Source organism: Calothrix sp. NIES-2098, assembly GCF_963875125.1.
Classification (GTDB): domain Bacteria; phylum Cyanobacteriota; class Cyanobacteriia; order Cyanobacteriales; family Nostocaceae; genus Aulosira.
Map to the genome: position 1 here is coordinate 4104671 of NZ_CAWNKJ010000001.1, position 11081 is coordinate 4115751.

Annotated in this window: 9 protein-coding genes and 1 pseudogene; 2 read left to right on the forward strand and 8 right to left on the reverse strand. The window is 40.7% G+C overall.

What is annotated here, in order from left to right:
• Positions 1-176 precede the first annotated feature (176 nt).
• Complete coding sequence (locus tag AACU33_RS17095) at positions 177-3629, forward strand: nSTAND1 domain-containing NTPase (RefSeq protein WP_096589818.1); 3453 nt, start codon at positions 177-179, stop codon at positions 3627-3629.
• Between the two features lie 253 nt (positions 3630-3882).
• Here the strand turns inward: AACU33_RS17095 and AACU33_RS17100 are convergent, their stop codons facing one another.
• The 4 genes and pseudogenes from AACU33_RS17100 to AACU33_RS17115 all read right to left on the reverse strand — a co-directional run.
• On the reverse strand, positions 3883-4464 hold the full coding sequence (locus AACU33_RS17100) for a hypothetical protein (RefSeq protein ID WP_339376087.1): 582 nt from the start codon (positions 4462-4464) through the stop codon (positions 3883-3885).
• Positions 4465-4679: 215 nt separating this feature from the next.
• Complete coding sequence (locus AACU33_RS17105) at positions 4680-5138, reverse strand: Uma2 family endonuclease (RefSeq protein ID WP_339376088.1); 459 nt, start codon at positions 5136-5138, stop codon at positions 4680-4682.
• A gap of 2 nt (positions 5139-5140) precedes the next feature.
• Complete coding sequence (locus AACU33_RS17110; protein WP_339375962.1) at positions 5141-6337, reverse strand: transposase; 1197 nt, start codon at positions 6335-6337, stop codon at positions 5141-5143.
• A 98-nt stretch (positions 6338-6435) separates the two neighbouring features.
• Positions 6436-6567, reverse strand: a pseudogene (locus AACU33_RS17115) (Uma2 family endonuclease); the annotation flags it as partial.
• A 156-nt stretch (positions 6568-6723) separates the two neighbouring features.
• Here AACU33_RS17115 and AACU33_RS17120 point away from each other — a divergent pair.
• Positions 6724-7305 carry a Uma2 family endonuclease gene (locus AACU33_RS17120; protein WP_096589822.1) on the forward strand — a complete coding sequence of 194 codons (582 nt, stop codon included), beginning with the start codon at positions 6724-6726 and terminating at the stop codon, positions 7303-7305.
• Between the two features lie 127 nt (positions 7306-7432).
• Here the strand turns inward: AACU33_RS17120 and AACU33_RS17125 are convergent, their stop codons facing one another.
• From AACU33_RS17125 to AACU33_RS17140, 4 genes are all read right to left on the reverse strand, one after another.
• On the reverse strand, positions 7433-7564 hold the full coding sequence (locus tag AACU33_RS17125; protein WP_339376089.1) for a hypothetical protein: 132 nt from the start codon (positions 7562-7564) through the stop codon (positions 7433-7435).
• Positions 7565-7860: 296 nt separating this feature from the next.
• Positions 7861-8190 carry an IS1/IS1595 family N-terminal zinc-binding domain-containing protein gene (locus AACU33_RS17130; protein WP_339376090.1) on the reverse strand — a complete coding sequence of 110 codons (330 nt, stop codon included), beginning with the start codon at positions 8188-8190 and terminating at the stop codon, positions 7861-7863.
• Positions 8191-8262: 72 nt separating this feature from the next.
• Positions 8263-9804: a fdxN element excision recombinase XisF gene (gene xisF, locus AACU33_RS17135; RefSeq protein WP_096589824.1), complete on the reverse strand. Its 1542-nt coding sequence runs from the start codon at positions 9802-9804 to the stop codon at positions 8263-8265.
• Between the two features lie 315 nt (positions 9805-10119).
• The gene (locus AACU33_RS17140; RefSeq protein WP_096589825.1) at positions 10120-10986 is read right to left on the reverse strand and encodes a hypothetical protein; all 867 of its coding nucleotides are present in this window, start codon (positions 10984-10986) and stop codon (positions 10120-10122) included.
• Between the last annotated feature and the right edge of the window lie 95 nt (positions 10987-11081).

The window sequence follows — 11081 nt, forward strand, 5'->3', positions numbered from 1 at the left end:
GGCATTTTAGGACAAATTTACTACATATTTCTGAAAGTGACTTAAGTAATATTGCTGAATAAAGGATATTTATAGTAGAAGATAATTAATTTTGTTGAGGTACTTACAAAGATTAGCCGAGGAACTATAACTGAGGGAAAGATTTAGCCAGGGGTGTCCAAAGGTAAGGAGATAAGATGGTTAACAGTTCTGAAGGCGATATAAATATTGGCTCTCATGTCCAATATATTTCTGAATACAACTTGTTTTCTGATAGTAAGTCTGAGGACATTTATCGTCGTCCACTTAAAATAGACTCTCCCTACTTAGGACTAAAAACTTTTGAAATTCAAGACAAAGACAAATTTTTTGGTCGGGAGAAGTGGATCGCTGAGATTAGCGATCGCTTAAAACAAGATGATGTAATCTTACTTTTGGGAGCAGCATCCAGTGGCAAATCATCATTGATTCTAGCAGGTGTAATTCCTTATTTAGTATTTCGTCATGATTCCTTAATTAGCATAACGTTTCAACCAAATAAAAATCCTTTCAAATCTCTTTATGATAGTCTCAATTTCAACTCTGAAAAACAATCAGAAATAGCGGATAGCAGTCGAGAAATCAGAGAAGATACTCTAATTGAAATTGTCAGATTTATCAAACAAGATTATCAGTACGTTCTAATTTTTATTGACCAATTTGAAGAACTGTTTACAGAAACTCAAAAACCGGAACGTGACAAATTTGTTGCTAGTCTCTTGCAACTGATCCGGCAGCAGGATAGCTCTGTCAAAATTATTTTAACGATGCGATCTAATTTTTTGGATAGATTTAGTGAGTATCCGCAACTTGCGAAGCTCCACGACCGCTATAGTTGTATTCTCACTAGAATGAGCGATGATGAATTAAAGTTAGCGATCGCTAAACCTGCTGCTAAAAATGGCGTTACCTTTGAACCAGGACTAATTAAGCAAATTATTCATGATTTTCACCAAGAAGATGATTCTTTACCACTTCTGGAATATGCTCTGGATTTACTGTGGAAAAGCGAAAATCTTCAAAACCGGGTTCTGAAAATAAAGACTTATAAAGAAATAAAAGAGCAAATATTTGGTTATTTAAACAAACAAACTAATCAATTGATTCATCCTAGTGTTGGATGCTACGATACCCATTTGAGAGAAAAGGAACAAGAAATTCAAAAGTTAAACCTTGCACTGACTGAATTAAAACTGCGCGAACAATCCGCCAGGGTTTTAAATTTACTTCCCGTTCAACCGCTAGAGGGTTTGGTGCTGGCAATTCAAACAATGGGTGAGAATTTAGAGAAATACCCAAACCAGGTTCTAGCTCATGTTTTGGGAAGCTTAAAGGAAGCAACGAACACGCCCACAGAAGCAAATAGCTTGCGCGGACACGAGCAAGAGGTTAATTGTCTAGCCTTTAGTCCTGATGGCAAGTTTATTGCCAGTGGCAGTACCGATTCTACGATATGCTTGTGGAATATTATTGGCAATCCCACTGCTCAATTTTTGTTGGGACACGAGCAAGAGGTTAATTGTCTAGCCTTTAGTCCTGATGCCAGGTTTATTGTTAGTGGCAGTATTGACGGAATTTTGTGTTTATGGGATCTACAAGGTAATCTCATTACTCAACCGTGGCAGGGACATGAGGAAGGAGTGATTTCCGTCGCCTTTAACCCCAATGGCAATTGCATTATTAGTATTGGTTTTGACGGAACGGTGTGTTTATGGAATTTACAAGGTAACGCCATTACTCAACCTTGGTGCGGACACAAGGAAGGAGTTATTTCCGTTACCTTTAGTCCAAATGGCGATGGTATTATCAGTGTTGGTTTTGACGGGACGGTGTGTTTGTGGGATCTAGAAGGTAACGCCATTACTCAACCCTGGCACAGACATGAGGCAAAAATTATTTGCGTCGCCTTTAGCCCTGATGGCAAGTTTATTGTCAGTGGCAGTAGTGATTCTACAGTGCGGTTGTGGGACATCCAAGGTAATCCCATCGGTCAACCTTGGCGCGGGCATGAAGGACGTGTAAATTCTGTAACGTTTAGCCCTGATGGTAAGTTTATTGTTAGCGGTAGCTGCGATCGCACAATACGTTTGTGGGATATTGATGGCAACCCCATAACTCAACCTTGGCGCGGACATGAAGGACAGGTTAATTCCCTAGCATTTAGTCCCGATGGCAAGCTGATTATCAGTGGTGGCGATAAAACTGTGCGTTTGTGGGAGCTAGATCAAATACTACAAGAACGGGTCATCGGGCGATCGCAGCGCAAATATGAGAATTGGGTCAATTCTGTCGCCTTTAGCCCAGATGGCAACTGGATTATTAGTGCCAGCAATGATTCGACAGTCCGCTTGTGGGATATGGAAGGTAACTCCGTCGGTCAACCTTGGCGCGGGCATGAAAAAGAAGTCAATTCTGTCGCCTTTAGCCCGGATGGGAAGTGGATTGTCAGTGCCAGCAATGATTCAACAGTCCGCTTGTGGGATATGGAAGGTAACTCCATCGGTCAACCTTGGCGTGGGCATGAAAAAGAAGTCAATTCTGTCGCCTTTAGCCCAGATGGCAACTGGATTATTAGTGCCAGCAATGATTCAACAGTCCGCTTGTGGGATATGGAAGGTAACTCCATCGGTCAACCTTGGCGCGGGCATGAAAAAGAAGTCAATTCTGTCGCCTTTAGCCCTAATGGTAAGTGGATTGTCAGTGCTAGCAATGATTCAACAGTCCGCTTGTGGGATATGGAAGGTAACTCCATCGGTCAACCTTGGCGCGGACATGAAAAAGAAGTCAATTGTGTCGCCTTTAGTCCGGATGGTAAATTGATTGTCAGTGCCAGCAATGATTCAACAGTCCGCTTGTGGGATATGGAAGGTAACTCCATCGGTCAACCTTGGCGCGGACATGAAAAAGAAGTGAATTCTGTAGCGTTTAGCCCTGATGGTAAGTGGATTGTCAGCGCTAGCAATGATTCGACAGTCCGCTTGTGGGATATGGAAGGTAACTCCATCGGTCAACCTTGGTACGGGCATGAGTATTGGGTAAATTCCGTAGCCTTTAGCGTCGATGGTAAACTGATTGCCAGTGGTAGCCTTGATGGAACAGTGCGTTTGTGGCGCTGTGGCTGGCAAGAGTGGTTGCAAGTTTGCTGCAACAGATTACGTTACCATCCCGTCTTTTATAATCCTGAAAGTGGTAGTGATGTAGAAATTGCCTACCAAACTTGTCAAAAATATGTATGGAATCCACAATGCTCTAAACAGTTGAACAACCAAGGTGCAGCAAAGCTAAAAGAGAAAGCTTATTCAGCAGCTTTAAAAGACTTCAACCAAGCAATTCAACTTAATTCGGAATATACTGCTGCCTATTATAACCGGGGGCTTACCTACACCTACTTAAAAATTTATCAGGCAGCAATAGAGGATTTTGATAAAGTAGTTGCCGCAGTCCCAGCCTACGCTGATGCGTATTACACTAAAGGGATTTGCTACGCCCAGCTAGGTAAAAACCAGGCAGCAGTTAAGAACGTTCATCAAGCTGCTGATTTATATCAGCAACAAGGAAAAGAAGAAATGTATCAGAAGATGCTGCAATACCTATCTGAATTGAAATTATAGGTATAAAGGATAAGTTTGAATTAACTGAGGACATACAAAAACGCCCAAGTGCGATCGCACTTGGAGCAATAAATAACGCATCTATAGAATCATTGATTGCGAAGGCACGCGTTATAAGGGCTTTTGCTAATAAGGCGTTGCATATTTGCGGAATGGTTTATCTCACGCAGAGACGCAAAGAGAATAAGGAGTTTAAAATTTCAATACATCACAATTTATCCCCTGATTCAGCAATGCCATTTTTTGGAGTTCCCTAATTAACTGGAGTAATCTTTGCTGAGTATATATGCCATTGACGCTGCTTTGGAGTTGAGCCAGGAACATTATTAACTCGCCGTAAAACATAGCTACCGCGAAATCGCTGCGGCGTTCCATTAGTAGTGACGGCAGTAACAGTAACCGGAATATTAATGTACAGTGAACCTGCTGCCCCTTCTAATCTACCGGGTTCTCCAACCTCTACAGCAACAGATGCGGTGTTAGCAAAACCCTGCTGAAACTGCTCAAATGATTGTTGGCTAGCCGCGCCATCTCCTGCCCAAGCTGAGTAGGCTTGTTTATAGTCGTGACGAGCGATCGCACTGTAATAGTCACGAATTACTCGAACTGTTTCTTGCTCAAGCTGGCTATCAGCAGTGTTTGGTGTGGGAGAGACTGGTGAGGAAGTTGGACTAGACGTATCTGATATATGGGCAACCGATGGGCTATTCACAGAAGATAGTTGCGATTTGCCAGAATTATTACAGCCTGTAATAGCGATCGCCAGTAGTATACCGCTAACAACCATACGGTGCTGTTTTAACCAGATACATAAAGGAAAGTTGATCTTTGTCAAACATATCTCCCAGCAAATTTGCTAACTGCTTTTCTAGATCCAGCATATCGAAAATGCACAGGATACAGCCATTGACAATTTTAGATGAATATGCTCCTAAATTATCCGTAACGACCAATAAAGCGGATAATTTCCCCACCGCCATTTGAAAGATAGGTGATTCTGTTCCCCAGTCCTTATTTAAGATTTGGAACCTATCTCCAGCTATTTCATGTCTAACCTTCTCCTGCTGTCAAAACTTGCGCTGCGGTCAGTTTTAAATCAGGAAAAGTAGCTGAACCAATGTAATTACTCCCTTGAAACACAGCTTCTTCATAGAATCCGTCTACCAGCCTCAGTACTGTAACTTGTTCCTTACCAGGATCGATAATCCAATATTCCAAAATGCCCCGTGCGGCATACTCCGATCGCTTATAGCGATAGTCTCGGTCTTCATTAACTTTACCAGGAAAGACGACCTCAACCACCAGCGCTGGAGATGGCATATCCTGAGTAATTGTGGCCCGTCCACCTCCGAGTGCTGCAAATAATTCCTCTGTTAATATCATTAAATCTGGCAGGCGGACGCGAGTGCGATTGCCCGTAACCACAATTTCTGTATCTTTATGACGTATAAGTTTTATAGGGACAAACTTCAGAAATATCGATAGCAGATATAGCAATACTTCGGACAAAATTAGGCAGCAATAACGCCGTAAGATCGTAGGCTTTGGTAGTTAGGATGAGATTTAATTACAGTCGCACAAAGGCCTAACTTTGAAATAAACGTGTCGAGCAAATGGTCATTAAAAGAGCGTCGTTTGACACTGGCCATTGAAAAGACAAAGGGTTGTTGACCCGACTGCTGTCGATAAGCATCGAGCTTGGCAAGATTTAAGGCAGTGAAACTGACATTGAAATGAAAATCAAGTTTTTTAACATCACGGGCTTGACAATCACTCAGTCCGGTAAACTGTTTAGCATCACGGAAGATGAATTCGATTTGAAAGCGCAGTTTGTAGAAACGATAAATTTCGTCTGGCGATTGGCTGATATCTGTCGAGAATAAGACAGCATAACTCGGTTTGTGAGGCTGACGGCGGTCAAGTAAATAAGCCAGGCGTATCTTGCGTTTGAGTGAAACGTGCCATACAACAGATGTGTAGAGTTCAAGCCCTGATTGCAGTTCGCGTACCCAACTCAAGCGAGTAGGGTCGGCTAGATCAACTTTGCCATCATATTTACGTTTAGCTCCCCGTGCTTTTTGTTCACCTTCAAACACATATCGTAGATTCGCATCTCGGCGCAGTTTACTAATCACATCGAGCTTGAGCGCCCTCACCCCTGTGACAAATGCTTCCTTGGCATATGCTCCATCCACAGCAAGATAGCGAACTTGGGGAGGTAATTGAGGTTGAGTAATTTCCAGGTGGTGAAGATAGTAGTCCATCCGTGTCAGTTCTGGACAGAAGCCTTGGTCAAATGTTTGTTCAGCAAGCAGACCAAAGCCCACTTCAGTTTCTACATTTATCACCGCCACCAAGGACACTTCCAATCCTTTCTCGACTCGATTGTGACTACCATTGTAAAATTGGTCAAGTCCAAAGGTCTTTTTCCCACTTTTGGCAATGAATGAGCAATCCATCACGGCGATCATCTGGTGCTGTAAAGAGTTTGCTGCTTTGATAATTTCTGCGTTGAACTGGGCGAAGTCAAACTGTCTGTGAAACTGTCGTCGATAGGTTTTCTCGCTCAAACTGCTGTAGCGACTCAAGTTGGTAAAATTTACCTTGCCACATGTAATTAATATCGTTGCAAACAGCGTTGTCATCACCTTTACTCCCGGTTTGCCCAAAACGCCCATTTTTTCCACCAGGCTTTGTATAATTTCCATACAGCTATCGTTCCTGTGCTTGTTTCTTCTAATCAGCACCCTAATGGATCGATAGCTTTCTTGTCGATTGGCTCAACTCAAAACTGTCCGGAGTATTGAATTAAGTTATTTTGATCGCTTTCGGGTGGCATTTCCACTAGTTCTCCATCTACTAGCTCATATTTGGCATCTGTCCCATCGTCATAGGCGAGATATTCTTCTAGGGTGAGTTTTTTGGTTGCTGAAGTCATAGCGATCGCCCTTTCTAGCCTTGTTGTGAGAACTACTTCAGGTATACATCTGAATTTTAGCCAAGGTCATGCGCTACTAGAAGATAAACTCAGGCAGTTCATACTTGTCCCTCTACCCTCCAAGCTAAAATCAAAACAAACTCGAAAAATCTTGCTATGGTAGCCACCTCCCAACAACCGCGAAAAATGACCATCGAGGAATATCTCGCATGGGAACCCCAGCAAGACCTTCGCTACGAATATGTCAACGGCGAAGTTTTTGCGATGACAGGTGGTACAATTCCCCACAATGACATTGCACTTAATTTCTACAGAGCCTTATATCCACATTTAAGTGCTAGAGGTTGCCGAGTGAATGTGTCGGATGTGAAAGTCCAAGTTACGCCTACAAGTCCTTACTATTATCCTGATGTTGTTGTCAGTTGCGATCCTCAAGACCTCAATGCTCGGAAATTTATTCAAAACCCAAAAATCATTGCCGAAGTTCTCTCCCCTGGTACAAGCAGCAAAGATAGGGGCGAAAAATTCACTAATTATCTGAAAATGCCTTCTTTACAAGAATATTTATTGATAGATTCCGAAACAATCTCCGTCGAACGCTACTGTCGGGGAGAGGGAAGAATGTGGCTTTACTATCCATATACTGAGGGAGATATGATTACCCTATCTAGTATCGAATTTGAATTTGCGATCGCACTTCTGTATGAAAGGGTGGTATTGGGAACAGAAGCAGAATAGAGTTTTTGACATCAAAGAACAGATTGCGATCGCCCACTACGATGAGGGAAGTCTGATCAATACTGCTATGGATGAACTACAGACAGTAATCGATTCATCCCTTGATTCAGCAACGCCAGCATCGTTACTATGCAGTTTTGTTTTTGGACTTTGTTTTTTCTTGTTCTGGAATATCCGAGGAAGAGTTTAGCTCGGCTTTACGTTTTTCCCATTCCAAAACTGTGCGAATTACCACTTGAGACCAAGATTCGTAAGCCATAAGCACCGTTATTTGTTAATTTGAGGATAGCGAAAGTTGAATTTTTTTTTGTTCATTGCAAGCAATTGCTTGCGAGTAGAATGTTTACAAAGAACAAAATTTTAGAAGTAGTTGAGATAGGGGAACTGAAGAGATAACCACAGGACTACAGCACTTGAGATAGGGTAATGTGCAGTTTAATGGTAGAGGTAGTAGCGTTGCAGAAATTTTCCCTGGAGATGTAACCCTGTTAAAGAATTAGGTGTTATGTAGCGACTTCAAACAATTTGGTTATGAATTGTACTTGAGTAATTATATTAATCAAGCGTTTCAGCCACAGTATAAGAAGACTTGAGGTTTTCTAACTCCTGAAAACTCAAAGAACGCAATTCATCTGTTTGCTGCTTGACTATACCTAAAAATTCCTTAAACTGAGGACATGATTGGCACTTTACCTGAGTTCCTGGGATTAAACATTCACACACAAACTTTGGCCTTTCTTTAAAAGTGCGATCGCAGTCATGACATACATATTTTTGTATTCCATCAGGTCTACCAATTTTCACAAGCCGAGTGGAATTGCATCTGGGACATTCAAGACCATAGGTTTTAGGCTGTGGTTGCCATTCCTGTAGAGCTTGTTGCATAGCAACTTCACATCTAAGTTTATTGAAATCAAAAATCTTTTGGGTATTCATAATCGCAAAGTAGAATAAACTTCAAATCTTGAGAGTAACTTCTTTAACTTCTCTGTTGTGGACAGCGATCCTATGGACGATCTGCGGAAAAATTTTGACCTTATCATCAGGAGAAAGCGTGTGCCAAATTGCCAAATTATTCCCAGCACGAATAATTTCCTCCGTAGTCTTATTCAAAATAGAATCAGAGATAAAAGGATTAATTTCTTCCTCAATTTGCTGGCGAACCTTAGCCTTGAGGTTTTCTAAGTCTGGATCAAAACCCGGAATTTTTTTGAGCGCATCTAGCCTTGATTCCAATTCCTTTAACTTCTCGGACTTTTCCGGTGGTACAGGAGATTGTTCTAGCTCACTTATGAGAGCCTGAGAACGTTGCACTAAAGTCTGAATCAGAGCATCCTCAATATTTTGTTTCCGGGTAGATATTAGATTTGTACATCCTATCCCTGCATATCTACAGGCAAAGTAGTAATACTTTCCTCCGTCTCTACGTTTGGCACTTTTAGTAATGCATTTAGAACCACATTCAGCACAGAAAACAAGCCCACTTTGATATGCATATTCCCGATATGAGTTAGTCCCATCAAGTTCTGGATTTGCAATTGGCCCTTTCTTATTATTAAACTTGAGTATGCGCTGAATTTCTAAGGCTTCTTCATCAGTAATGAGCCTGTGTTCGGGATGTGTATGATAGACAAATTCCCAGTTTTCGCGTTGATTCTTCTTTCGTTTACCTTTCCCTAGATTAATTCGTTGCAGATAGGCAGTATGACCACATAACACAGGATTACTTAACCACCAAATAAATCCTGTAACTGTCCAATGCAATTTCCCATCGCTACCAGTTCTCCGATAATTTATTTTAGCTAAACCATATTTTTGAAATATGGCTTTTAAAGCCCTAGTAGCTCCTTTAAGGTCGAAAAAAATATCAATGCAATCTCTGGCAATCTCTTTAACGGTTAAAGCATTTAGTTTTGTTACATCGGTTTCATGGTATAGTTCCCGATAATTAGATGGTCTGTTGGATATGAGACAGAGAAATGGAGTCTCATTGAGTTGATAGCGATCGTTAACAGTTTTATAACCCCAAGGATAGGATTCGCTAGCTGCTTTTTTATCGCGACGGTACTTTTTACCATGACGTACTCGCTCTGATAGAAGGTCAGTTTCCCATTCCGCAAGAGAGCCTAATAAATTAAGCATTAATTTGCCTTGGGATGTAGTCAAATCAATCGCCTGATCTAAAACTCTGAGATTTATTCCAGCATCGACACAAATTTCTATACATTCTCGCAGTTTCGGTAAAGACCGTGCAATTCTATCTATTCTAGTGATGACGACTTCATCTATCTTTCCTTCGCTGATTGATTTCATCAATTCTTTCAAAGCAGGTCTATTGTCCCTACTACCAGATTGAATGTCTTGAAAAATCTCTGTTGCTCCGGCGGCTTCTAGTCTTGCTATCTGTTGCTCCAAAGCATGAGAATCAACGGCTTGCTCACGAGAAGAGACTCTAGCATAACCAACTATTCTTTTGGTTTTTTCTAATTCGTTGGACATTTAGCTCCTTGCTAATTTAGTGAGAATTATTTCATTGCTATTCATATTAATAAGACATTAATATGAGAATATTAGCAGATTTTTGTGCATATCTACTCCCTGCTGGGTATGCACAAAAGCTAGTCAAATCAAGAGATTATTTCATGTTTAAATTAGTCCTTTCCTATCAATTTACTTTGTTAATTACGAATAGAAATTAGAAAGCAAAAACCATCATTTACTCGTTTATTTCACCTCCTAAAAAAATCTGCTCTGAAACTAGCTTGTCAGAGCAGATTTTAAATTTCATCTTTTGTGCAGCTTTTTCGTTACTTGTTACTTTTGTTTACAAAACCCCTTTCGAGGTTTTTGACTTTTGCCTCGCTTACCCTTTCCACCGACAGATAGGGAACCATTTTGTTCTAAAGCAGCAAACTGTAGATTGGGATTATTACGAACGCTTCTTAGAGCCTGTTTCCGAATCTTGATGTATTTGGAGTAGATAACACTAAACTGAATGTCCTGTTGTGCAATTTTTTCAGCGTGTACTCTGATAGCTTCTTCTGTAGAGTCCCAACTTTGAATTTGATGTGCCTGAAAATCACAAGCTTCTGCAAATCTTCGTGAAAGAAGAGAATTAAAGTTATCATCTATTCGTTTTGACATTGCATCACACTCAGAATGTTTTCCTCTCCAAGAACTTGTTCCTAAAATTCCTATTGTTTTAAAAGTATTCTCCAATCGCTCAAATTCGCAGCTAAACCAAAGTTCAGCAGCAGAAAGATGTTTAATTGACTCTTTCCATCCAAATTGGTCGCGTTTGAGAATTTCTCTACAGAGATTTAGCAAAGCCCAAGATTGTTTACCATGAGGTTTATAATCTAACTCCCAATCAGAAGGCAGTTTTGGTGGGTCAAAAAGAAAGCTATTATTCTCAGTGCTATCAAAGTGAACTAACCACTTATGTATAGCCTTAAAAGCATCTCGATGAGACGAAAGTAATACTCCTAAATCCCTTTCTTGTAGCTCAGAGATTAAAATTCTATTAGCCTTGAGAACAAAATCTGGTAAAAGCTTAAACGCTTGAATATAGTCGTTTCGACTAGGATTTTCTTTGCCTTTTATATCGAAGGTCTGGATGATTAGATTGTATGTACCTAGGCTCACTTTCTCTGCCTGTAAGGGATGCATTTTGTGATTCATTTTAATTCATGCTCCTAAGTATTTAAATTTTTACCTTTCAATTTGTTGCCAATTCAAAACTTAAAAACCTTTGGGTTGAATTCCAAATAAGTATA

Bases quoted from the DNA above. Each gene is read 5' to 3' on its own strand.
- AACU33_RS17095 (WP_096589818.1), top strand. From the start codon at position 177: ATGGTTAACAGTTCTGAAGGCGATATAAATATTGGCTCTCATGTCCAA.
- AACU33_RS17110 (WP_339375962.1), bottom strand. From the start codon at position 6,337: ATGGAAATTATACAAAGCCTGGTGGAAAAAATGGGCGTTTTGGGCAAA.
- AACU33_RS17120 (WP_096589822.1), top strand. From the start codon at position 6,724: ATGGTAGCCACCTCCCAACAACCGCGAAAAATGACCATCGAGGAATAT.
- AACU33_RS17125 (WP_339376089.1), bottom strand. From the start codon at position 7,564: ATGGCTTACGAATCTTGGTCTCAAGTGGTAATTCGCACAGTTTTGGAA.
- AACU33_RS17130 (WP_339376090.1), bottom strand. From the start codon at position 8,190: ATGCAACAAGCTCTACAGGAATGGCAACCACAGCCTAAAACCTATGGT.
- xisF (WP_096589824.1), bottom strand. From the start codon at position 9,804: ATGTCCAACGAATTAGAAAAAACCAAAAGAATAGTTGGTTATGCTAGA.
- AACU33_RS17140 (WP_096589825.1), bottom strand. From the start codon at position 10,986: ATGAATCACAAAATGCATCCCTTACAGGCAGAGAAAGTGAGCCTAGGT.